The 22,446-nt window shown below is 64.0% G+C and carries 19 protein-coding genes; 17 read left to right on the top strand and 2 right to left on the bottom strand.

The window, feature by feature from the left end; translation table 11 throughout:
- The first annotated feature begins 139 nt into the window (after positions 1–139).
- The 11 genes from ACCQ08_RS08510 (at position 140) to ACCQ08_RS08460 (ending at position 11,125) form a co-directional block, all read left to right on the top strand.
- Positions 140–409 carry a hypothetical protein gene (locus tag ACCQ08_RS08510; protein WP_373449484.1) on the top strand — a complete coding sequence of 90 codons (270 nt, stop codon included), beginning with the start codon at positions 140–142 and terminating at the stop codon, positions 407–409.
- A 272-nt stretch (positions 410–681) separates the two neighbouring features.
- Positions 682–996: a VOC family protein gene (locus ACCQ08_RS08505; protein ID WP_373449483.1), complete on the top strand. Its 315-nt coding sequence runs from the start codon at positions 682–684 to the stop codon at positions 994–996.
- Positions 993–2,132: a M14 family metallopeptidase gene (locus tag ACCQ08_RS08500; RefSeq protein WP_373449482.1), complete on the top strand. Its 1,140-nt coding sequence runs from the start codon at positions 993–995 to the stop codon at positions 2,130–2,132. The genes ACCQ08_RS08505 and ACCQ08_RS08500 overlap by 4 nt, the downstream gene beginning before the upstream one ends.
- A 21-nt stretch (positions 2,133–2,153) precedes the next feature.
- Positions 2,154–3,167 carry a zinc-binding alcohol dehydrogenase family protein gene (locus ACCQ08_RS08495; protein ID WP_373449481.1) on the top strand — a complete coding sequence of 338 codons (1,014 nt, stop codon included), beginning with the start codon at positions 2,154–2,156 and terminating at the stop codon, positions 3,165–3,167.
- The gene (locus tag ACCQ08_RS08490) at positions 3,164–3,592 is read left to right on the top strand and encodes a PaaI family thioesterase (RefSeq protein ID WP_373449480.1); all 429 of its coding nucleotides are present in this window, start codon (positions 3,164–3,166) and stop codon (positions 3,590–3,592) included. The genes ACCQ08_RS08495 and ACCQ08_RS08490 overlap by 4 nt, the downstream gene beginning before the upstream one ends.
- Before the next feature lie 15 nt (positions 3,593–3,607).
- A complete protein-coding gene (locus tag ACCQ08_RS08485) occupies positions 3,608–5,227 on the top strand; it encodes an ABC transporter substrate-binding protein (RefSeq protein WP_312415565.1) in 1,620 nt (539 codons plus the stop codon).
- Positions 5,228–5,241: 14 nt separating this feature from the next.
- The gene (locus ACCQ08_RS08480; RefSeq protein ID WP_239812607.1) at positions 5,242–6,210 is read left to right on the top strand and encodes an ABC transporter permease; all 969 of its coding nucleotides are present in this window, start codon (positions 5,242–5,244) and stop codon (positions 6,208–6,210) included.
- Position 6,211: 1 nt separating this feature from the next.
- Positions 6,212–7,096, top strand: coding sequence for an ABC transporter permease (locus ACCQ08_RS08475; RefSeq protein WP_312415560.1), 885 nt, complete (start codon positions 6,212–6,214; stop codon positions 7,094–7,096).
- A gap of 38 nt (positions 7,097–7,134) precedes the next feature.
- On the top strand, positions 7,135–8,670 hold the full coding sequence (locus tag ACCQ08_RS08470; RefSeq protein WP_373449479.1) for a class I adenylate-forming enzyme family protein: 1,536 nt from the start codon (positions 7,135–7,137) through the stop codon (positions 8,668–8,670).
- Positions 8,667–9,440: an SDR family oxidoreductase gene (locus tag ACCQ08_RS08465; RefSeq protein ID WP_373449478.1), complete on the top strand. Its 774-nt coding sequence runs from the start codon at positions 8,667–8,669 to the stop codon at positions 9,438–9,440. Before ACCQ08_RS08470 ends, ACCQ08_RS08465 begins: the two co-directional genes overlap by 4 nt.
- 44 nt (positions 9,441–9,484) lie before the next feature.
- A complete protein-coding gene (locus ACCQ08_RS08460; protein WP_373449477.1) occupies positions 9,485–11,125 on the top strand; it encodes an ABC transporter ATP-binding protein in 1,641 nt (546 codons plus the stop codon).
- A gap of 72 nt (positions 11,126–11,197) precedes the next feature.
- Here ACCQ08_RS08460 and ACCQ08_RS08455 read toward each other — a convergent pair whose 3' ends face one another.
- Positions 11,198–12,124, bottom strand: coding sequence for a LysR family transcriptional regulator (locus ACCQ08_RS08455; RefSeq protein ID WP_373449476.1), 927 nt, complete (start codon positions 12,122–12,124; stop codon positions 11,198–11,200).
- Between the two features lie 98 nt (positions 12,125–12,222).
- Here ACCQ08_RS08455 and ACCQ08_RS08450 point away from each other — a divergent pair, with 98 nt between their 5' ends.
- The 4 genes from ACCQ08_RS08450 (at position 12,223) to ACCQ08_RS08435 (ending at position 17,770) form a co-directional block, all read left to right on the top strand.
- Positions 12,223–13,176 (top strand): hydroxymethylglutaryl-CoA lyase, encoded by a 954-nt coding sequence (locus tag ACCQ08_RS08450; protein ID WP_373449475.1) that lies wholly within the window; start codon positions 12,223–12,225, stop codon positions 13,174–13,176.
- Positions 13,177–13,233: 57 nt separating this feature from the next.
- Positions 13,234–14,439, top strand: coding sequence for a CaiB/BaiF CoA transferase family protein (locus ACCQ08_RS08445; RefSeq protein WP_373449474.1), 1,206 nt, complete (start codon positions 13,234–13,236; stop codon positions 14,437–14,439).
- 65 nt (positions 14,440–14,504) lie between these two features.
- On the top strand, positions 14,505–15,500 hold the full coding sequence (locus tag ACCQ08_RS08440; protein ID WP_373449473.1) for a tripartite tricarboxylate transporter substrate binding protein: 996 nt from the start codon (positions 14,505–14,507) through the stop codon (positions 15,498–15,500).
- Positions 15,501–15,793: 293 nt separating this feature from the next.
- Positions 15,794–17,770, top strand: coding sequence for a HEAT repeat domain-containing protein (locus ACCQ08_RS08435; RefSeq protein WP_373449472.1), 1,977 nt, complete (start codon positions 15,794–15,796; stop codon positions 17,768–17,770).
- A gap of 217 nt (positions 17,771–17,987) precedes the next feature.
- Here the strand turns inward: ACCQ08_RS08435 and ACCQ08_RS08430 are convergent, their stop codons facing one another.
- Entirely contained in the window at positions 17,988–18,932 is a 945-nt protein-coding gene (locus ACCQ08_RS08430) for a LysR family transcriptional regulator (protein ID WP_373449471.1), read from the bottom strand.
- Between the two features lie 128 nt (positions 18,933–19,060).
- On the opposite strand from ACCQ08_RS08430, the gene ACCQ08_RS08425 reads away from it, so the two are divergent.
- Together ACCQ08_RS08425 and ACCQ08_RS08420 are read left to right on the top strand one after the other, a co-directional pair.
- Entirely contained in the window at positions 19,061–20,626 is a 1,566-nt protein-coding gene (locus tag ACCQ08_RS08425; protein ID WP_373449632.1) for an MFS transporter, read from the top strand.
- A 304-nt stretch (positions 20,627–20,930) separates the two neighbouring features.
- The gene (locus tag ACCQ08_RS08420; RefSeq protein ID WP_312527279.1) at positions 20,931–21,863 is read left to right on the top strand and encodes a pyridoxal-phosphate dependent enzyme; all 933 of its coding nucleotides are present in this window, start codon (positions 20,931–20,933) and stop codon (positions 21,861–21,863) included.
- Positions 21,864–22,446: the final 583 nt, after the last annotated feature.

Below are 22,446 nucleotides of genomic sequence, written 5' to 3'. Positions count from 1 at the left end.
CACAACGCATTGTCTCGGCGATCGGGGCTCCCTGAGAGTCACGAGCACCGCGGGCGCAGGAGCGACGTTTTCATTCAGCTTTCTTGCACCACTAACCGAGGGCCCCAGGGCAGAGTGGCCCGTTCTGGCACGAACACCGATGCAGCCTGCCAAGCAGACGGGAGATGCTGCACCAACCCCGCACGCCATGCCGGCAGACCAGGCTTTGGAGGAACTCACCCATCTGGCGCTTCAGGGCCGCCTGAGCGATATGGAGCGCTGGATCGACGTCCAAAGCGCCTCGGGCGATAGCGCACCCTTCTTCGCTGCGCTCCGCGATCTGCTGGAACGGTTTGATTTTTCTGCCATCCAGCAGCTGACATCCCACCGGGCTGCCGGCAGCGCCGTGAATGGCCAGGGTGTGGGCTGATCCGACGAGGCTGCGAGGCGACGCTCCAAGCCGTCTGAATGGGCAGCAGCAACTGCCGGGAAACCGGCTTGGGGCAGCAACCCGCTTGAGTCTGCCAACGCAACCGGTCCATGCAACACCTCGCCGATTACCCCGCTTCATGCCGAGCGGGAGAGAGTGAAGACAGTGACGGCCGACCCAAAATCCGCATACCAATATTAAGAAATCTTCGTAGACGCGCATCAGCGCTGCATGCGAACCTTGCCCCCTTTCAAGCAAGCAAGGAACCTTTGATGTCACTGCCTTCCGTGACCGGGCTGGACCATTCCATTGTCCGCGTCAACGATCTGCAAGCCGCCACCGCGTCGTACCAGAAGCTGGGCTTCTCACTTGCGCCCCAGGGGCGCCACCACACCGGAACCACCAACCAAACGCTGATCCTCGATGCCAACTACATCGAGCTGCGGTGCTTTCCGCCTGGCCAGCGTGCCACGTCGCTTTTCAACGATTTCGCCGACACCGATGAAGGCCCGGTGGCGGTGGCGCTGCAAACCACTGGTATCGCGGCTGGCAGCTTGCAAGCCTTCGGGCAGGAGAAACAAATATGAGCACCGCATCTACGGTAGAGGCTCCACTGCCCGGCACCATTCCGGAATACTGGCAGGCTTTCTCGCGCGACTACGCCGATGCGCGCCTGCGCTTCATCACGCAAGCCCAATCGGTCGGCGCGTCGGTACACAGCTACACGCACCCCGACAGGACGACGCCCGATGGCCAGCCGCTGCGCATCGACGTCGCCCGGCTCGGGCCTGCGGATGCAACGCGCACCTTGCTGCTCATCAGCGGCACGCACGGACTCGAAGGTGCTGCCGGTTCGGCCGCGCAGATCGGCTGGCTGGCCACCGGCAGCGCACGCGCGTTGCCGGCGGACACCAACGTGGTGCTGATCCACGCGATCAATCCCTACGGCTGGTCGCACCAGACACGCACAACGGAAAACAACGTCGACCTGAACCGCAACTTTGTCGACCACAGCGAGCCGTATCCGCCCAACGATGCCTACGATCTTCTGCACCCGCACCTGGTGCCGGCGCAGTGGACGCAGGCCGGTCTGGCAGCCGTCAAGGCAACGGTCGATGCCTTCCGCGAAGCACACGGTGCAGACGCCACCTTCAACGCCACCGCCAGCGGTCAATACAAGTATCCGCAAGGGCTGGTCTATGGCGGAGAGCAGCGTGAGTGGTCGAACCTGACCCTGGAAACCATCCTGCGCGAGCACCTGGCGCAGTCGCAAAAAGTGGCGCTGATCGACTGGCACACCGGCATTGGCGAATACGGCGAGCCGTTCTTCCTGTGCTTCAACGAAGAAGGCAGCGAGGAGCAGCAACAAGCCGCCAGCTGGTGGGGCAAGGAGCGCGTGCTCGACCAGCGTCCGCACGGCTTGGCGCGCCCCAACTACCAAGGCCTGGTATTCCGTGGCGTCGAGCAGTTCTTGCCTGGCCGCCAGGTGGCCGGTGCCGTCGTCGAATTCGGCACACGCGGCCGCCAGGTCGGCGAAGCGCTGCGGCTGGACCAATGGCTGCGCTTCAAGAGCAGCCAGGCAGCGGATGCCACCCGCGACGACATCCTTCTCCATGACCTGATCGACGCATTCGTTCCTTATGCCAGCGGCTGGCGCCAATCGGTGCTGAGCCACGGCATTCACATCACGGAGCAGGCCTTGCAAGGTCTGGCCTCCTGGTAATTTTTTGATGCGAGTTTCCCCATGAAAGCCATTGTTTTGCACGAACACGGCGGCAACGACAAGTTGACGCTGGACACCCAATTCCCCGATCCAACACCCGGCCCTGATGACGTCGTCGTCCGCGTCAAGGCATCGTCGCTGAACTACCACGATGTGTTCACGCGCCGTGGCATGCCGGGCATCCGCCTGGATTTCCCGATCATCATCGGCCTGGACGTGGCCGGTGAAATTGCGGAAGTCGGCGCCAACGTCAGCGACTGGAAAGTCGGCGACCGCGTGCTGGTGGATCCGATCGACCGCGTCAACGGAGGCCTGGTCGGCGAGACCATCCACGGCGGCCTGGCCGAGCTGTGCCGCGTCGGCGCGCACCAGTTGATCAAGCTGCCGGAAGACGTCAGCTTTGCTGAAGCCGCCGCCTTGCCGGTGGCCTATGGCACCGCGCTGCGCATGATGGAAACCATTGGTCAGGTCAAGGCCGGAGAGAAGGTCTTGATCCTCGGCGCCAGCGGCGGCGTTGGCGTCTGCGCCGTGCAGCTGGCCAAGCTGGCCGGCGCCACCGTCATCGCTGCTGCCGGCTCCAAAGAAAAGGCCGACCGTCTGCGTGAATTGGGCGCGGACGACGTGATCCTTTATACCGAAGAAGATTTCGTCAAAGCCATCTACACACGCTACGGCAAGCCCGGCCGCCGCCGCAACGGTCCGCAAGGCGGTGTCGATGTCGTGGTCAACTTCACCGGCGGCGATACCTGGACCCAATCGCTTCGCGTGCTGCGTGTGGGAGGCCGCGTGCTGACCTGCGGCGCCACCGCCGGCTACGATCCGAAGGAAGACCTGCGCTTCATCTGGACCTTCGAGCTGCAGATCCTTGGCTCGAACGGTTGGGAGCGCCAGGACCTGCACCGCCTGCTGGAGCTGGTGCAAACCAAGAAGCTCAAAGTGCTTGTCAACAAGCAATGGCCGCTGGAGCAAGGCGCGCAGGCACTCGCCAGCCTGGAAGACCGCAACGTCTTCGGCAAGGTGTTGGTGGGCGCATGAGCATCCCCTCTCCCCAAAAACTCGGCGCCGCCGACATCCAGGCCATCTTCGAGAACTCCCCCTTCATCGCATCGCTGAAGCTGGATGTGAAGAAAGTCGACCATGACAAGGGCGTGCTGACGGTGGCCGCCCCTTTTCTGCCGGGCTTCGAGCGCGGTGCGAACACCGGCCAATGGCATGGCGGTCCGCTGGCCGCCATCATCGATACGGTGGGCGACTTCGCTGTCGGCATGCAGATCGGCCGTGGCCTGCCCACCATCAACTTCCGCGTCGACTACCTGCGCCCGGCCATCAACACCAACTTGTTGGCCGTTGCCACCGTGCGCCGCGCCGGCAAGTCGGTCGGCGTCGCCGATGTCGACCTGTACAACGACCAAGGCGTGCTGCTGGCCATCGGTCGCGCCAGCTACTCCACCCTGCCCTGAACCAAGGAACCACCTATGAGCACGTCCGGCCTGTCACGCCGTCAATTCAATTTCCGCAGCATCTCTGGCGTAGCACTGGCGGCCTCTGGCGGTTGGGCGCTTCCGTCCTTCGCGCAAACCGCCACGCCCAAACGCGGCGGTACCTTGGTCGCCACCTGGGGCGGCCTGGAGCCGCAAGCGCTGTTCGTGCCGGGCGGCGGAGGTTCAAGCCCGTTCCAGACTTCGACCAAAATCCTGGAGCGCCTGCTCAAGCTGGACGAAAAACTGGAGTTCCAACCGGTGCTGGCAGAAACCATCACGCCATCTGCCGACTTCAAGCAATACACCATCACCTTGCGCAAAGGCGTGAAGTGGCACGACGGTGCAGACTTCGACGCCAAGGACGTGGTCTATAACTTCCTGCAGCACTGGAAGCCGATTTCGGCCGGCATCGCGCTCAAGGCCCTGAGCAAGGTCACCGCCCCCGACAGCCACACCGTGGTGCTGACTTTCGACCAGCCAACCCCTGAGTTCTTCCTGAAGTCCATCCTGGCAGGCCAATACCAATTGGTGGTACCGCGCCATCTGTACGAAGGCAAGGACCTGCTGACCAACCCGCTCAACAACACGCCGGTCGGTACCGGCCCGTGGAAATACGGCCAGTGGGTGCGCGGCAGCCATGTGCTGTATGCGCGCAATGCCAGTTACTGGAGCGCCAACCGCCCCTACCTCGACAAACTGATCATCCGCTGGTGGGGCGACCCGGCTTCGCGCGCGGCGGCGCTGGAGACCGGCGAGCTGTCGGTGGCCTATTCGAATCCGGTGCCTGCACGCGATATCGACCGTCTGGTGAAAACCGGCAAGGTCGTCGTCGACACGCGTGGCTACGAGAACTCGGCGTGGACCGTGACTGCCGAATTCAACCAGCGCCGTGAGCATGTAAAGCGCAAGGAGGTGCGCCAGGCGCTGCTGCATGCGATCAACCGCCAGTTCATCGTCGACACGATCTATTTCGGCCGGGGCAAGCCCGCCATCTCGCCGATCTTCAGCAGCAACAAGCAGTTCTATACCGACGATGTGCCGCGCTATGCGTTCGATCCCAAGAAGGCGGGCGCGCTGCTGGACGCCGCAGGGCTGCCGCTGAAAGACGGCAAGCGCTTTTCCGTCAATGTGGTGGCTGCTGCATGGTTTGAAGAGAACGCCAAGCTCGGTCAGTACATCAAGCAGGCGCTCGAAGATGTGGGCGTGGAGGTCAAGCTGGACTCGGTCGATCGCGCTACCGCGCTCAAGCGCATCTATGGCGACTACGACTACGACATTGCCATCTCCAACTTCACCGCGCCGCTGGAGCTGGTGCCGACGGTGACGCAGTTTTTCACGACCGATGGCATCGTCAAGGGGGCAGCCTTCCGCAATGCAACCGGGTACTCCAGCAAGGACATGGATGCGCTGGTGTCACAGCTGATGACGGAAACCAATCCAAAGGCACGCCAGAAACTGGCTGCAGACTTTGCCAAGCTGGCCTCGACCGATGTGCCGATCGTGCCGCTGGTGGAAATGGAGTCCTTCACGCTGGCCGGCAAGAAGGTACGCAATGTCACGCGTGGTGCCAACGTCCAGGGCGAGTCGCTCGATGACGCCTGGATCGACAGCTAAAAAGGTGGGTTGAAATGCTTGCTCTTCTGCTGCGCCGGCTCCTGCAGGCCGTGCCCCTGCTGCTTGGCGTGATTGTCCTCAACTTTACGTTGATCCAGATGGTGCCCGGCACGTTCCTGGACGTCATGACGGCCGAGCAGCAGGTGACCGACCAGGCCATGATCGATCGCTTGCGCGTGACCTACGGCGTGGACCAGCCACCGGCCATTCAGCTGGCGAAGTACATCGGCTCGGTCGCCAAGCTGGACCTGGGCTATTCGTACCGCCACAACCTGCCGGTGATCGACGTGCTGTGGGCGCACCTGCCGGCGACCTTGCTGCTGATGTTTGCAGCCTTGCTGATCGCGGTGCTGGTGGGGTCGGCTGCGGGCATCGTCTCTGCGCTCAAGGTGAACACCTGGTGGGACACGGCGGTGTCGGTGTTTGCCGTGCTGTGCTTTGCCGCGCCAAGCTTCTGGCTCGGCATCATGCTGATCATCCTGTTCTGCGTGAAGCTGGGCTGGTTCCCGGTGGGCGGCATGGTCACCATCGGCCTCGACGGGGGCTGGTGGACGCAAGCGGTGGATATCTTGCATCACCTGTTCCTGCCCGCGCTGACCCTCGGGCTGTTCTACAGCGCCAACTATGCCCGCGTGATGCGCGCCTCGATGCTGGAAGTCAGCCGCATGGACCACGTGCGCACCGCGCACGCCAAAGGCCTGAAACACAGTGCCGTGGTGCTGCGGCACATGGCGCGCAATGCCATGCTCCCAGTGGTCACGCTGTTTGGTCTGCAACTTGGCGCGGTGCTGGGCGGCAGCATCGTGGTCGAGGCCGTTTTCAGCTGGCCGGGTATCGGCGGGGTGCTGTTCGACAGCGTGATGAGCCGCAACTATCCGGTGGTGCTCGGCATTCTGGTGCTGAGTTCCGTGGTGGTCATTCTGGCCAACATCCTGATCGATCTTCTCTACGCCCGGCTCGATCCGCGCATCAAGGCCCACTGACATGACAACGCCCTTAACGCTCGCGCCGGCGCCCACCGTTCGCGCCAAGCGCAGCGACCATCTCATCGCCCGTTTTGCCCGCCATCGCGGCGCAGTGGTGGGTGCCTTGTTGCTCGCGCTGGTGGTGCTGATGGCGCTGACGGCAGACCTGCTGTACCCCGGCAATCCGCTGCGCATCGTCGCCGCGCCGGAGATCTGGCCCTTCACCGACCGCGCCTACCCGCTCGGCACCGATGCATTGGGCCGCGACATCACCGCCATGATCGTGCATGGCGCGCGCGCCACCTTGCTGATCGGCCTGGTGGCGGCTGCGGCGGCCACCGCCATTGGCGTTACCGTCGGCGCGCTGGCGACCTGGTACGGCGGCTGGGTGGAAGAGATTTTGATGCGCCTGACCGAGCTGTTCCAGATCATCCCGAACGTGGTCTTTGTGCTCACGGTGGTGTCTGTGCTGGGACCGAAGATCGGCAACATCACGATCGCCGTGGGCTTGGTGTCATGGCCGCCGATTGCACGACTCACCCGTGCTGAATTCCTGTCGCTGAAGGAGCGTGAGTTCGTACAGGCCTGCCGTGCCGTGGCGCTCAGTCCGGGGCGCATCATCTTCCGCGAGATCCTGCCCAACGCGCTGCCGCCGGTCATCGTGATGGCGTCGCTGGTGGTGGCCGGCGCCATCCTGTACGAATCGGTGGTGTCCTTCCTGGGCCTCGGTGACCCGAACATCGCCAGCTGGGGCCGCATGGTCGGCGAGGGCCGCACCTTGATCCGTTCGTCATGGTTCCTGAGTGCCGTGCCCGGCGTGGCAATCATGTTGATCGTGCTCGCCCTGAACCTGGTCGGCGACGGTCTGAACGACGCCCTGAATCCCAAACTGCGCAAACGCTGACCGCCCGCGCTGCAATCCTTCCCTTACGCCAACGCACCATGACTGACTTTCGCTATAACCTCGGCGATCTGAACGATCCCGCCCTTCCCCTTGACCTTCCGGCCATCGTCGACCTGCGTGACTTTGACCAGCCCCGTGAATACAGCCATGCGGATATCCGGGGGCTGGCCGGCGGCGTCGCTCGCTGGTTGCAGGCGCAAGGCCTGCCGCGTGGTTCGCGCATCGCCATCGCCTCGCTCAACCGGGCTGAGTTTCTGATCAGCTATTTCGGCATCATGCGCGCCGGCTACGTCGCCGTGCCGATCAACATCAAGCAACCCGAGCAAACCATTGCCTACGTGCTTCAGGACGCACATATCGTGCTGGCGTTTGTCGATGGTGCACGACGCAATACCTTTTCTGCCTATGTGCGCGTGGTCGACTTCGACGATGCCGGCCCCGAGGGCTTTGCTGCACAGATCACGCCGGCCGAGTTCGAGAGCATTCGCCCTCAAGCGGATGAAGAAGGCCAGATGCTGTACACCTCCGGATCGACCGGCATACCCAAGGGTGTGCCGCTGACCCATAGCGGGCAATTGTGGGCGCTCCAAGTCACCACGCCGCCGCCGGCAGAGCCGCAACGCCTGCTGCTGGCGCAACCGCTGTTCCACATGAATGGCCTGTTCATGGCCAAACGCGCCTTTGCGTTGCATTCGCAGCTGGTGATCCTGCCGGGCTTCGATGTGGACCATTACCTGACCGCGTTGGAACGCTACCGCATCAACACAGTGACCGCTGTGCCGACCATGTTCGCCCGCTTGATCCGTGATCCGGCACGTCTGCAAGGCCGCGATTTCTCGTCCCTCAAGCGCGTGGCATTGGCATCCGCTCCGATGACACTGGACCTTCTCGGCCGCCTCAAGGCCCTCTTTCCCGCGACCCAGTTTGCCCATGGCTATGGCACGACCGAAGCCGGGCCGGCGGTGTTTGGCCCCCATCCGGACGGCATCCCCTCGCCGGACCTGGCGGTCGGCCATCCGATCCATGTGGACCATGTGCGGCTGGTCGATGGCCCCAATGAGAACGAAGGCGTGCTGCTGATGCGCAACCCCGCCGTGCTGTCCGGCTACCACAACCTGCCCGAGAAGAGCGCACAGGTGCTCCACGACGGCTGGTACACCAGCGGCGATGTGATGCGGCGCGACGAGCAAGGCTTTTACTACTTCATCGGCCGCGCCGACGACATGTTTGTCTGCTCGGGTGAAAACATCTATCCGGTGGAAGTGGAAAAGCTGCTGGAGCGCCATCCCGATGTCATTCAGGTCAGCGTGGTGCCATTGCCGGATGAAGAACGCGCGCATGTGCCGGTGGCCTTTGTGGTGCGCCGCCCGGGCAGCACGCTCGATGCCGACACGCTCAAGCGCTTTGCGCTGGACAACGGCCCCGCCTACCAGCATCCGCGCCGTGTGCGCTTTGTCGCGGAGTTGCCATGGGCCGGCACCAACAAGGTGGACCGCCATGTGCTGATCCAGTTGGCACGCCAGCTTGAAGCCGAGCAAGGCTGGCTGCGCGCCGATGACGAGGTGGTCGCATGAGCCAGCACAACCGCTTTGATCTGACCGGAAAAATCGCGCTGGTGACCGGCGCCAGCCGCGGTATCGGCCGTGCCATCGCCATCGCCTTGGCGGAACAAGGTGCGCGCATCATCTTGCATTACCACCAGGCCGGCGATGCCGCTGACGGATTGGCATCCGAGATCCGCGCACAAGGCGGCGAGGCCTGGACCGTGGCCGCAGACCTGTCTGCCGCCGATGGTGCAAGCGAGCTGGCCCATGCGGTCAAGGCCATCGTCAGGGACACGTCCGCAGGAGGCCTGGACATCCTGGTCAACAACGCCGGTGTTGGCTTACGCGCACGCATTGCCGATGTGCGCGAAGAAGACTTTGACCGCGTGCTGCAGGTGAACCTGAAGACGCCGTTCTTCCTGATCCAGCAATTGCTGCCGGTGCTGCGCGACGGCGGCCGCATCATCAACGTGTCGTCGATGGGCACACGGGCGGCCTATCCGGAAATGAGCGTGTATGCCCCGGCCAAGGGCGGGCTGGAAGCGCTGACCTTGCTGCTGGCAGCGGAACTCGGCCCGCGCAACATCACGGTGAATGCCGTGCTGCCCGGCGCGACGGCGACCGACCTCAACCAGCGTGCCCGCGATCCGGAAACCGCCAAGGTCATTGCCCAGACGGTTGCATTGGGCCGCGTCGGCCAGCCCGATGACATCGCCGACATCGTCACCTTTCTGGCCAGCAACGCCGGCCGCTGGGTGACCGGCCAGAACATCGATGCCACCGGTGGCCAACGCCTCTGAAACCGCATTGGACCGGTCCACACCAAGATCGCCAAGATTGATTTATGACTGCCCTGCTTTCACTCCAGAACCTCACCGTCGCGTTGCCGCCCGGTGCTGACCGTCCCCATGCGCTCTCCGGCGTCAACCTGGACATACATCCCGGCGAAGTGCTGTGCGTGGTCGGTGAAAGCGGGTCGGGAAAATCGCTGACGGCAGCGGCCGTGCTGGGCCTGCTGCCCGAGGGTGTGTCTGTCACCGGCGGCCGCATCGCCTGGAATGGCGAAGACCTGCGCTGCGCGAGCCCCGAGCGCCTGCGCCAGCTGCGCGGCAAGGAAGTGGGCACGATCTTTCAGGAGCCGATGACGGCGCTCAATCCGCTGCGAACCATCGGCGACCAGATTGCCGAGTTGTTCCGCACCCACACCCAACTCCGCCGCAAGGAGATCGAGACGCGCACGGTGGCGTTGCTGGAGTCGGTGCATATTCCGAACCCGGCTGCTGCCGCAAAGGCGTACCCGCACGAGCTGTCCGGCGGCCAGCGCCAGCGCGCCATGATTGCCATGGCGTTGGCATTGGAGCCCCAACTTCTGATCGCCGATGAGCCCACCACGGCGCTGGATGTGACCACGCAGGCGCAGATCCTGAAGCTGATCCATGAGCTGCAACGCCGCAAGGGCACCGCCGTGCTGTTCATTACCCACGACTTCGGCGTGGTGGCCGACATTGCCGACCGCGTGGCAGTGATCCAGAAAGGCAAGCTGGTAGAAAGCGGCCCGGCAGAGCAAGTGCTCAACCATCCGCAGGACCGCTATACGCGAGCCTTGATTGCGGCCGTGCCGCCGCTGGAGCCAGCGCCTCGCGTGCGTGCCGAAGGACGGCCGGTGGCGTTGTCTGTCAGCCATTTATCCAAGACCTATGGCAAGAAGCGCTGGTTCAAGCGCAATGCGCGCATCACGCATGCGGTGAGCGACGTCTCGATCGAACTGGCCGCCGGCAGCACGCTGGGCATCGTGGGCGAAAGTGGATCGGGCAAATCCACATTGGCGCGCAATGTGCTGGGCCTGCTGGTGCCCGAAGCCGGTGAGATGAAGGTGTTCGGCGAAGCGGTGGACCTGCGCACGCCCTCCGGACGCCGGCACCACGCGTCACTGGTGCAGATGGTGTTTCAGGATCCGTATGCATCGCTGAACCCGCGCCGCCGCGTGGGTGATATCGTCACCCAAGGACCCATCGCCCACGGCAAGACGCATGATGGTGCATGGCGGCATGCGCGCGAACTGTTCGATCTGGTCGGCTTGGCGCCGGATGCGCTGGAACGTTATCCCCATGAGTTCTCCGGCGGGCAGCGCCAGCGCGTCGGCCTGGCACGCGCACTGGCGATGGATCCCAAGATTCTGGTGGCCGATGAACCTGTCTCTGCACTCGATGTATCTGTCCAGGCACAGGTGCTGGAGCTGCTGGCACGGCTGCAGGACCAGTTGCATCTGTCCATTCTCTTTATCACCCACGATTTGCGCGTTGCTGCGCAGGTCTGCGACCGCATCGCAGTGATGAAGTCCGGCCAGATCGTGGAACAGGGTGAGAGCGCCCATGTCTTCGGCAAGCCGTCCCATCCGTATACGCAGGCCTTGCTGGCGGCAGTGCCGGGCCGGCACTGGCATCCCGAGGCAGCCGTCCAGACGAAGATGGCCGAGGTCGCCTGAGCGCCTCGTCCCCCGGGCCGCCTGCCTGCTTGGCCGCGAAAACCATGCCCCTGCGCGCCGCAAAAGGATTATTTATGGCGTGTGCAACGCCTGTGGCGACTGCGCCGCCAAATGGCTCAACAACGCTTTGGCTGCCGACGACAGCAAGGCCGCATCCCGGTAGCTGATCGCAAACTGCCGCTGCGCCCAGCTGTCCGCCAGCGGAATCACCCGAACATCCGTGTTGGCGGCAAAGCTCAGTGCCACTTCGCGCGGCACCACGCTGATCGCCAGGTTGGCCTGAACCACGCGCAGCGCGGCATCGAAGTTGGAGACGTGCACGCGGTGGCGCAGCGCCTTTCCTTCTTGCGCGGCAGCGCGGGTGAGCAAAATTTGCACTGCGCTCAACGCCGGCATGCTGACATGTTCGTAGTCCAGTACGTCAGAGAAGTGCACCGCTGCGCTTTGCGCCATGCGTGCAATGGGGTGGCTTTTGTGCGCCGCAATGGCCAGGTGGTCGCTGCCATAGGGCTGGGTCTGCAGGCCGCTCAAATCGGCCGCGTCCCAGCAAATCCCCATGGCCGCGCGCCCTTCGCGCACGCCGCGCACCACATCCGGGCTCACGCACTCCTCCAAAGTCACACGGATACTGGCGTGCGCGGGTTGCTGCAAAAAACTCGCGACATGGTCAGCCAAGGATTCGGCCATCACCGACGCCGTGACCAGCACCCGTACCTGCCCCTGTACGCCCTTGCTATAGGCCGCCATCTCCTGCTGCAGGTGGTTGGCGGCGGCCAGTATGGTGCGCGCATGTTCCAGCAAAGTCTCACCCGCTGCCGTGGGGCGCAGGCCGCGCCGTTCGCGGATGAACAAGGGCGCGCCCATCTGGTGCTCAAGCTGCGCCAGCCGCTTGCTGATGGCCGATGCCACCAGCGCCTCGGCCTGCGCCACACGGGCAATGCTGCGCTGCTCACAGACCTGCACAAACAGCCGCAGGTTCAGCAGACTCAGGTCATACATGATTTTCCTTTTTGGAACGAAACCGGTTCCGTATTCGATTATTGCTGATACTTTGGAAAATCTAAAATCAGCACCAACGACAAAAGCCTGGAGACACGATGACCGCCACCTCAACCCTTGCTACACAGCGCGCCAGCATCCGCGAAGTTGGCCTGCGCGATGGCCTGCAAAGCCTGGCCAGCATCGTCAGCACCGCCGACAAATGCGCCTGGATTGACGCCGCCTACGACGCCGGTATGCGCGAGATGGAGGTGGGATCGATGGTGCCAGCGCACCTGCTGCCCCAGTTGGCCGATACCGAAGCCGTGCTCGCCCATGCCTGCCGCAAACCGGGCTTGCTCGCCTCCGTGCTGGTGCCCAACCTCAAAGGCGCCGAGCGCGCCTTGGCAGCGGGCGCGCAGTCCATGGTCGTGCCGCTGTCGGCCAGCCACGCGCACAGCCTGGCCAACCTGCGCAAAACCCCTGACGAAGTCGTGGCGGAAGTCGCCCGCATCCGCGCAGTGCGCGACGCAGCGGGGAGCCACGCCCACATTGAGGGCGGCGTGGGCACGGCCTTTGGCTGCACCCTGCAAGGCGATGTGGCCGAAAGCGAGGTGCTGCGCCTGATGCAGGCCTTGCTGGACGCCGGCGCCGACCATGTGAGCCTGGCCGATACCGTGGGCTATGCCGACCCCGACAGTGTGCGCCGCTTGTTTGAAAAAGCCCGGCGCCTGGTGGGCGGCCGGCTGCGCACCGCCCATTTTCACGACACCCGCGGCATGGGTCTGGCCAACGCCTATGCGGCCTGGCAAACCGGCATCACCCACTTTGACGCCTGCCTGGGCGGCATTGGCGGCTGCCCGCATGCACCGGGGGCAAGCGGCAATGTCACCACCGAAGACCTGGCCTATATGCTGCAGCGCATGGGCGTTGATACAGGTCTGGATGTTCCCGCACTTTTGCAGCTGCGCCAGCGCATGCACGCCTGGCTGCCCAACGAGAAACTGCACGGCAGCCTGTGGCAAGCCGGTGTGATTGCAGCCCCCCAGGCTTGTGCCGCCCTTTGCACTTGATTCTTAAACCCAATCAACCGCTGGTGCCACACCATGCGCACTAGTAGCTATCCAAATATGAGTAACCCCTCTCCCACCCCATCGCTCCCCCTCGCCGGTATCCGCGTGGTCGAATTCACCCACATGGTCATGGGCCCCACCTGCGGCATGGTGCTGGCCGACCTGGGCGCCGAAGTCATCAAGGTTGAACCTGTCGAGGGCGACCGCACGCGCCACTTGCTGGGTGCGGGTGCCGGCTTCTTCCCCATGTTCAATCGCAACAAGAAAAGCATTGCGCTGGACCTGCGCCAGCCCCAAGGACTGGAAGCCGCCATTCGCCTGGCCAGCACGGCCGATGTGGTGGCGCAAAACTTCAAGCCCGGCGTGATGACCAAGTACGGCCTGGACTATGCCGCGCTGTCCAAGCTCAACGAGCGCCTGATCTATGTGAACCATACCGGCTTTTTGCCCGGGCCTTATGAGCACCGCACGGCGCTGGACGAGGTCGTGCAGATGATGGGGGGCCTGGCCTACATGACAGGCCGCCCCGGCGACCCGCTGCGCGCGGGCACCAGCGTGAACGACATCATGGGCGGCATGTTTGGCGCGATCGGCGCCATGGCAGCGCTGATGCAGCGCGCACAAACCGGCAAGGGGCAAGAGATTGACTCGGCGCTGTTCGAGAACAACGTCTTTCTCGTTGGCCAGCACATGATGCAGTACGCCGTGACGGGCGAGGCGGCCGATCCCATGCCCAACCGCATCTCGGCCTGGTCGGTGTACGACGTGTTCACCGTCCAGCACGGCGAGCAGATCTTTCTGGCGGCCGTGAGCGATGCCCAGTGGCGCACCATGTGCCAGGCCTTTGGCTGGGCCGATCTGCTGGCCAATCCGCACTACACCACCAACAACGAACGCGTACGCGCGCGCCCGGCCCTGCTCGCCGATCTGCGCGCGCGCCTGGCCCGCATGGATGTCGAACAGGTCGCCAAAATCTTTGAAGACAACGGCCTGCCCTACGCCCCCATCAGCAAGCCAGAACAACTGCTCGATGACCCGCACCTGCTGGCCACCGGCGGCTTGGCCGAGGTAACGCTGACCGACGGCGAACGCGCCGGCCAAACCGCACAGACCACCTTGCTGCCGCTGCGCATGGCGGGCGAGCGCCTGGCCGTACGCCAAAACCCGCCGCGCCTGGGCGAGCACACCGCCGAGTTGCTGGCCAGCCTGGGTTACGACGCCGCGCAGATCAGCGCCATGCAGGCTACCCAGGCAGCGGCGTAACGCTACCAATATAAGAGCAAACCATCCTTTACAGACAGGCGCAAAGCCGCAATCAGGAGACAAACATGCACCCCACCCGCCCATTCAACCGCCGCACCGCACTGGCGATGGCCCTGGCCAGCCTCGCCAGTGGCGCCTTGCCCGCGCTGGCGCAAACCAGGGCTGCAGGGCACGACAAAGCGCTGCGCGTCATCTTGCCGCTATCGGCGGGCTCGGGGGCCGACGGCGCCATCCGCGCCATCAGCACGCCCATCAGCAAAGCCCTGGGCCAGCCCCTGGTGATTGAGAACCTGCCCGGCGCAGGCGGCATCACCGGCACGGCGCAGATTGTGCGGGCGCCCAAAGATGGGGACACCATCGGCATCGTCAGCAACAACCATGTCGTCAACCCCAGCCTGTACAAGAACATTCCCTTTGATTCAATCAAGGACATCGCGCCCATCACCATCATCGGCACCACGCCCTTTGTGCTGGTCGCCAACCCCAAGGTGCCCGCACGTACCGTGCAGGAGCTGATTGCCCACGCCAAGGCCCATCCCGGCACGCTCAATTACGGCTCATCGGGCAATGGCACCATCCTGCATTTGGGCGCCGCCATGTTTGTCGAGCAGGCCCAGATCGATGTGCCCCACATCCCCTACAAAGGCATGGGCCAGCTGATGAATGACTTGCTCAGCGGCCAGGTGCAGCTGGGCGTGGTGGCGGTCGCACCCGCCATGGCCCACATCAAGGCCGGGAGCCTGCGCGCCATCGGCATCACCAGCGCCAAACGCAGCGCCAGCCTGCCCGATGTGCCCACCGTTGCCGAACAAGGCCTGCCGCAGTACGAGCTGGATGGCTGGATCGCCGCCATTGCCCCAGCGGGTGTACCCAAGGCCGAAATGGACCGCCTCTACCAAGGCTTTGTGCAAGGCATTGCCTCCCCAGAAGCCCGCGAAGCGCTCATCGCCCAAGGCTACGAGATCCAGCTCACCCCGCCGGAAGTGGCAGCCCGTTTTATGGCGAGCGAAAAGCAGCGCATGCAGGCGGCGGTGAAAGCCGCCCAAGTCAAAATGGATTGAGCCCGCAGATGGGTCGTGCTCCTCCAATGAACTCCCACACCGGACGCTGAATGGCGGGAGCTGCGGCATCGCAACCGGGCAGCACGGCTGAGCACGCATGCCGCCACTTCCCCGCTCTGCGACAGCGTCATTCCCGCCGAGTGTGTTAGCACGCTACACTGGCCGGCAGCCCAGCAAGCGGACAATGTATGGGTGGGCGACTTGTTCCCTGGCGGCCTCGGGGCGGTTGCCATGCGGGGACCGCTTCTTGGGCAGGTAGCACCCCGGCAAACCTGCCGAGCCTTCTAGTACTTATGAACGACAATCTCAGCCAGGCACTGGCAGACCAGTTGCAGAGCTCGACGAAAAACGTCGATGTGTTCCTGGCGCTGGAAGCGCTGTCTCATGCAGACCCCGCAGTGGCCTTCGAGGCCACCACGACCTTTTTACGGTCCGCGCCGGAAAATCGGCTGCCGCTGGCCCGAAGTGCGCTGCACGCATTGGCGGATCGTGCGCCCGCGCTTTTGCTGAAAGCCACGCTGGACGAAAACGCCAAGGTGGCAGACGCGGCCAAGCAGGCCTTGTTGGCCCGCCCCTCGAATGATGCGTTGCCCCTGTACCTGCGCATGGCCAAATCCAAGAGCGTTGACGAAGCCTGCTCGGGTTTCATGTTCCTGGGCCGTATCTCCTCGCCGCAGGCGCGTGCGCCCTTGTTCAAGGCCCTGGGCCACCGCAGCGCGGCGGTGCGCGCGTATGCCGCCACATCCATCCACAGCCATGCCGACGAGCACTGGATTGCCGAACTGCTGGAGGCTATCCGCACGCTGCGGCGCGAAGAGGCCGACAAAAAGAAGGACTTCGACGAGGTGATCAACACGCTGTGCAGCACGGTGGTCCAGAAATCCACGCGCTCCAACCTCGAACTGCTGATCGAAGGACTCGGCGACGCGGACGCGAGAGTCCGCCGGACCTGCATCAGCGCACTAGGGCGCCTGGGCGACGCGGCAGCGGTGGTCCCGCTGATCGAGACGTTGGAACACCCGCGCCGGGGGATGCCGCTGCAGCTGCGGATGGAACTGGTCAAGGTGCTTGGCGAGTTGGGCGACGCGCGTGCGATCGCGCCGCTGCTGCGTGCCGGGGTGGCGGTTGCCGGCCCGGCGCTGGGCCTGCTGAAGGCGCAAGAAGCCGTGCCCGAACTGATGGCCATGCTGGAGCAGGCCAGGACACCGCGCGATGCCAGCGAATGGGCCGAAGTTTTGGCGCAGTTGGAAGGCCCCGGCGAGCAGCAGTGGCCCCGCGCCGGGTTGCAGTCGGCGTCGTTGCAGGTGCGCCGTGCCGCTGCGCTGCAGCTGGCGCGCACGGCGCCCGAGGACGCGGCAGAGCATCTGCGCGCCCTGCTGCCCCAGCTCTCCAGCGGCGACGCTGTGCGCGTGGCTGAGGCGCTGGTCTCCATGGGCTGTAGGGAGGGTTTCGAAGGCTTCGCGCGGGCATTGGAAGACGATCCCCATCACTGGAACGCCAGCGCCGTCGCATACGCCTGCAAGAATCTTCGCGGCCCCCAGGTGCAGGCCCTGCTCTTGGGCCTGCTGCCCGGCATCCGCAACGAGTATGTCCATAATGTCTGCGCAGCGCTGGCTGCGCAAGGGGCTGAGGTGTTGCCTGCGCTGATCGGCGCAGCCCAGGAGGCCGGCGACGGCTTGCGGTACCGCTACAGTGCGGCGCTTGCCGAGTTCCGCGACCCGCAAGGCGCCAGCTTGTTGGCACCGCTCATGGTCCGCCGCAACCCCTTGCGGGACGCGGCCACGCTGTCGCTGTCGGCCACGCCCAGCGCCGAGACCCATGCAGCGCTGGCTGCTGCATTGCCGCTGGCGGCGTCGCCTGCCGATGCGCGGCTGATCACCGAAGCGCTGGCGCAGGCAGCCACGCGCGAGGCGATCCCCGATTTGATACGGGCGCTGCAAACCGATACCGCCACCGAGGCGGTATTGGAGGCCTTGGGCCGCCTGGGCGATCAAGCGGCTGTGCCTGCACTGGTCGACCAACTCAGCAGCCCCCATGCGCGCCGCCGCCAGGGTGCGGCGATGGCGCTGGGCCAGATCGCAGACCCTGCAGCAGGGGCGCCGCTGGTCAAGCTGCTGCTGACAGAGCTTGATCTGGCGGTGGCGCAGGCTGCATTGCATGCCTGGCTGGCCAGTGGAGCGGTAGACGGTGGCGCGCTCGACGGGCAGGATGTGCCGGGCACGCGCGCATTCCTGTTGGCCCATGCCCGGCAGCGGCGCAAGCAACGCTAGCACGCAGGTCCGGTGGTGCGGGCGCAGTGCCTTTGTCAGCGGATTGCCGGATGGGGTGAGCGGGGCTGGCAGGCACCTCCCGCCCCCATTGCGGCGCACCCGGTACATCCCGATCCCGCAGGCATTCTCTCAATCTGCATTGCCGGTGCGGATGGAGACATACACAGTCCACCCGCTGGAGATGCGCAGGCTGGAGCATTGCAGGACGTGACGCCCTTCATGGTGATTTCTGCACCCCATCTGCATTCAGCAATGCAGGGATCTCTGCCACCAGCGCATCGATGGCCACGCGGAGCTTGCAACGCAATTGCCGCGTCTGGGGCCAGATAGCATGGATCTCATAGGAACGGGCCCGGTATGCGGGCAGGATGTGTACCAGCTCACCACGTTGGACATAGCTGCTCAGCAGCCAGCAAGGTACCCAGGCAATGCCATAGCCGGCAACGGCAGCAGCAGCCAGGGCCTGGATATCGTCCATGCTGATTTGAGAGCGCAGTTGCGGGCGATGGCTTGCTGGCGCGCTGCCCCCTGTGGCTGGCAGGGCATTCCACGGCGCAAGCACACCCGATCTCGAATAGCCCAGGACGGTGTGGCCATCGAGCGCCTCCAGATTCCGGGGTGTTCCATGGCGGGCCAAATAGGCCGGAGACGCACCGATGCTGATGTGCTGCGTGCCCAGCAGGCGCGCAGACAAAGTGCCACTGTCATGCAGCGGGCCTATGCGTATGGCCAGATCAAAGCCCTCTTCGATCAGATCGACGGTCCGGTCACTGAATGACAGATCAATGCTCAATCGCGGGTACAACCGCGTCAGATTCAGCAGGATGGGTGTCACGCACAGCTGGCCGAAGCCTTCGGGCACGCTCACCCGCAGGCGGCCGCTGGGCTGCATTCGTCCGCTGTCCAGATCCGACTCTGCCGCCTCCAGCTCCTTCAGGGCGCGAATACAGCGCTCGTAATAGATCTGCCCTTCCTCGGTGAGGGTCTGCCTGCGCGTGTTGCGCTGCAAAAGCCGTGTTCCCAGGCGCGCCTCCAGCTTGGCCACGGCCTTGCCGACCGCCGAACGCGTCACACCCATACGCGCAGCAGCCGAGGTGAAGCCACCGGCGTCCACCACATGCACAAATGTGGATACACCGTCGAGAGGGTCCTGTACTGCCATCTTTATTGGTTCCCAAAAGGCGTCATAAACGGGAATTTATTGCGCCAATCCGGGAATTATATTCTCGCAAACTCGCATGGAGTGTTCTGCACCAGAACGCCGCTTTCCTGTTTTTGGAGCGTTTAACCATGTCCTTGAGAGATACCCATGGATCAACCACAGACCGCCTGCCTCTGACCATGGCCCGCCGCAATCGCCTCGCGCTGCTTTCTGTCTGTCTGGCAGCGCTGATGTTCAGCCTCGAGATCTCCAGCGTGCCGGTGATCTTGCCAACGCTGGAGTCCTTGCTCCACAGCGACTTCAAGGACATTCAGTGGATCATGAATGCCTACACCATTGCATGCGTCTCGGTGCTCATGGCGACCGGATCGTTGGCCGATCGTTTTGGCCGCAAGAGGGTCTTTCTGATCTCTACCGTGCTGTTCGCAGTCGCATCGCTGTTGTGCGGCATGGCATGGAACACGCCTCTATTGATTGCCAGCCGCGCCTTCCAGGGAGCCAGCGGCGGCGCCATGCTGATCTGCCTGGTGTCCGTCCTCTCTCACCAGTTTCCCCAAGGGGCCGAGCGCAGCCGCGCATTCAGCATCTGGGGCATCATTTTGGGTATCGGTCTGGGTTTTGGCCCGCTGATAGGCGGCCTGATCGTCGCCCTGGCGGACTGGCGCTGGGTGTTCTGGGTACATGTATTCCTGGCCGCATTCACACTGATTCCGGCCGCGATGGCCGTGCAGGAATCCCATGATCCGGACGCCGGCACGCTGGATATCGCGGGCATCGTGACGCTGTCTCTCGCGGTGTTCGGTCTGGCTTTCTTTGTGACGCAGGGCGCATACACCGGTTTTGCCAGCGTGCCCGCGCTGGCCGCCATCACCGTTGGCCTGCTGAGTTTTGCTGCCTTTGTGTGGGTGGAGTTGCATGCCCCGCATCCGATGTTCGACTTCTCCGTCTTTCGGGTGCGCCATTTCTCAGGTGCACTGATGGGCTCCATGGGCATGAACTTCAGCTTTTGGGCATTTATCATCTACCTGCCCATTTATTTTCAAAGCGCGCTGGGCCAGGATGTCGCGGCTGCCAGTGTTTCCCTGCTGGCCTACACGCTTCCAACGCTGGTGTTTCCAGTGGTTGGCGAGCGCATCGCGATGCGCTATGGCCCGCATATTGCGATTCCGCTGGGGTTGTTTGTCATCGGCCTGGGTTTCGTGCTGATGCTGATAGGCAGCCAGCTTGTCCATCTCCACTGGCTGTACGTGCTGCCAGGCTGCCTGATGGCTGGTGCCGGGCTGGGGCTTACCAACACCCCGGTCACCAACACCACCACGGGCTCGGTCGCACACAACCGCGCCGGCATGGCCTCCGGCATTGACATGAGTGCGCGCATGATCACGCTGTCGATCAACATCTCGTTGATGGGCTTTTTGCTGGTCCATGGCGTGCAGCAGCACCTGCAGGCTGCATTGCCTGGCGCTGTGGATGCCGAGTCACTGCGCAAGATGGCCAATGGGGTTGCGTCCGGCAACTTGCACGCGCTGCAGGCGAGCGCCGACGCCGGCACGTCCATGCCGTCTCTGACCGGCATTGCCCGCGAGGCACTGGCCCATGGCTTCAGCGGCTTGATGCTGTATGCAGCGATTGCGGTATGGCTGCTGGCGCTGGGAAGCGCTGTGATATTTTTCGGTGGCAGGCCCAGGCGGTGACCGCCCCATAGCCCAAGGCATCGATGAGGGACGTACAAATGCCGGGGCGCGTCCGCCCAAGCCGCTTGCCGGTATCGCGCAAGCTACCGCTGGCTATTCAGGGAGTACCCGGCAGCGCATACACTGGCTCCTGGTTTTCAGGGCGCTCACGGGCGCCTTGCTGCTTCGCGAGTCCGCACCACCCGTCTGGGCGGGCATGCTGCTGATCCTCAGCAGCTTCGCCTTGGCAAGCCTGCGTATGCCGCCATTGTCAGCAGGCCAAATCCCCGCCAACGAACCGCGCCCATCGGGCCCATGATCTGCCATGCCACTCCACATTGAAACCCCTCTCGTCCGATCGCAACCGCTCAGCCTGCTGAGCGCCAAAGACGTCTGGCTGAAGTTGGACGCGTTGCAACCCTCGGGCTCTTTCAAGCTTCGCGGTGTTGGTGCCCTTTGCGAAGCCCATGTGCGCCAGGGCAAGAAGCGATTCATTTCCTCGTCCGGCGGCAATGCCGGAATTGCGGTCGCCTATAGCGGTCGTCAGCTTGGCATCCCCGTGACGGTCTACGTGCCGGAAACCACGACCGCACGCGCCAAGCAACTGATTGAACAGGAAGGTGCCGCAGTTGTCGTGCATGGCGCCTCCTGGCAGGAAGCCAATGCGCTCGCGCTGGCGCAACTCGATGACGACACCGCATTCGTGCATCCGTTCGACAACGAGACCATGTGGCAAGGCCACGCGACGATGGTCGATGAGGCGGTGCGCGCCGGGGTCGAGTTCGACTGCGTTGTGCTGTCCGTGGGCGGCGGCGGCTTGCTCTCCGGTGTCGTGGCAGGCCTGGACCGCAATGGGCTGAGCAAGATGCCCGTGGTAGCGATCGAGACGGCAGGTGCTGATTCGCTGTCGCAGTCTGTCCAGCATGGTGCCCGCATCGAGCTGCCTGCCATCACCAGCATCGCCACGTCGCTCGGCGCAAAGCAGGTGTGCGAGAACGCTTTCAACCTGACCCGCACGCATGACATTCGCACGCACGTCGTCACTGACCTGGAAGCACTCGACGCCTGCGAACGCTTCCTTTTCGACCATCGCATTCTCGTTGAGCCAGCATGTGGCGCTTCGCTCGCCCCGCTCTACAGTGCCCAGCCTCCCGCTCTCGACGGGTTGAAAGCGCCGTTGGTCATCGTTTGTGGTGGCGCTACGGCGACTGTCGAACAGCTGCGCGTATGGCGGCAGCAGCTGGGTGCTGCCGCCTGACAGAGACCGCAGCGGCGGCGCCATCCACCCGCGCCCTGGTGGAGGTCGCGGGCTCCCGCATCGCCAGAGATGCGCAGAGGCTGTTGGGCGCACGGGCCGCCAGCTGCTGTGCAGCCTTACTCTTTTGGTGCCGCGCTGCGCTATCCGGTCACTGCCCGGTGAACTCTCCTGCTGCATCTGCCGTTGAAGGCAAATCGCAACACCCACACCTTGCGGGCGCCATCGCCCCTCAGCAAAAGCCAAGGGACAACGCCTAGCGCAGGCGCCCCCCGCCTTCGGCACCGGGGCTCGCACAGCCTCCATGTCGTTGCGAGCCTTGGCATGCTGCCTTTCCAAAAGCCTGTAAGCCATGGCGCAGGGCATGCATACGATGGGGTCGCTGGGCCAATCCTGGATGAATCTGGCTGCCGAGAGGTCGATAGCGGGATTTCTCCCAGGCAATCCGGCCGAAAAGACCGCATTGGCGGGTTTTGCGGTATGGAGGGCCCGAAAACCAAAAACCCCTGAGTGCGAACACTCAGGGGTTTGGTACTTGGCGGAAACGGAGTCCGCCATGATGATGTTCAAAACAGACCAGAGAAGA

Source organism: Comamonas sp. SY3 (assembly GCF_041730275.1).
GTDB classification, from domain to species: Bacteria; Pseudomonadota; Gammaproteobacteria; order Burkholderiales; family Burkholderiaceae_C; genus Comamonas; species Comamonas sediminis.
This window is presented reverse-complemented; position numbering and strand designations above follow the sequence as displayed.

Coding starts and splice junctions, on each gene's coding strand:
- ACCQ08_RS08510 (WP_373449484.1), top strand. CDS start 140: ATGCAGCCTGCCAAGCAGACGGGAGATGCTGCACCAACCCCGCACGCC.
- ACCQ08_RS08505 (WP_373449483.1), top strand. CDS start 682: ATGTCACTGCCTTCCGTGACCGGGCTGGACCATTCCATTGTCCGCGTC.
- ACCQ08_RS08500 (WP_373449482.1), top strand. CDS start 993: ATGAGCACCGCATCTACGGTAGAGGCTCCACTGCCCGGCACCATTCCG.
- ACCQ08_RS08495 (WP_373449481.1), top strand. CDS start 2,154: ATGAAAGCCATTGTTTTGCACGAACACGGCGGCAACGACAAGTTGACG.
- ACCQ08_RS08490 (WP_373449480.1), top strand. CDS start 3,164: ATGAGCATCCCCTCTCCCCAAAAACTCGGCGCCGCCGACATCCAGGCC.
- ACCQ08_RS08485 (WP_312415565.1), top strand. CDS start 3,608: ATGAGCACGTCCGGCCTGTCACGCCGTCAATTCAATTTCCGCAGCATC.
- ACCQ08_RS08480 (WP_239812607.1), top strand. CDS start 5,242: ATGCTTGCTCTTCTGCTGCGCCGGCTCCTGCAGGCCGTGCCCCTGCTG.
- ACCQ08_RS08475 (WP_312415560.1), top strand. CDS start 6,212: ATGACAACGCCCTTAACGCTCGCGCCGGCGCCCACCGTTCGCGCCAAG.
- ACCQ08_RS08470 (WP_373449479.1), top strand. CDS start 7,135: ATGACTGACTTTCGCTATAACCTCGGCGATCTGAACGATCCCGCCCTT.
- ACCQ08_RS08465 (WP_373449478.1), top strand. CDS start 8,667: ATGAGCCAGCACAACCGCTTTGATCTGACCGGAAAAATCGCGCTGGTG.
- ACCQ08_RS08460 (WP_373449477.1), top strand. CDS start 9,485: ATGACTGCCCTGCTTTCACTCCAGAACCTCACCGTCGCGTTGCCGCCC.
- ACCQ08_RS08455 (WP_373449476.1), bottom strand. CDS start 12,124: ATGTATGACCTGAGTCTGCTGAACCTGCGGCTGTTTGTGCAGGTCTGT.
- ACCQ08_RS08450 (WP_373449475.1), top strand. CDS start 12,223: ATGACCGCCACCTCAACCCTTGCTACACAGCGCGCCAGCATCCGCGAA.
- ACCQ08_RS08445 (WP_373449474.1), top strand. CDS start 13,234: ATGAGTAACCCCTCTCCCACCCCATCGCTCCCCCTCGCCGGTATCCGC.
- ACCQ08_RS08440 (WP_373449473.1), top strand. CDS start 14,505: ATGCACCCCACCCGCCCATTCAACCGCCGCACCGCACTGGCGATGGCC.
- ACCQ08_RS08435 (WP_373449472.1), top strand. CDS start 15,794: ATGAACGACAATCTCAGCCAGGCACTGGCAGACCAGTTGCAGAGCTCG.
- ACCQ08_RS08430 (WP_373449471.1), bottom strand. CDS start 18,932: ATGGCAGTACAGGACCCTCTCGACGGTGTATCCACATTTGTGCATGTG.
- ACCQ08_RS08425 (WP_373449632.1), top strand. CDS start 19,061: ATGTCCTTGAGAGATACCCATGGATCAACCACAGACCGCCTGCCTCTG.
- ACCQ08_RS08420 (WP_312527279.1), top strand. CDS start 20,931: ATGCCACTCCACATTGAAACCCCTCTCGTCCGATCGCAACCGCTCAGC.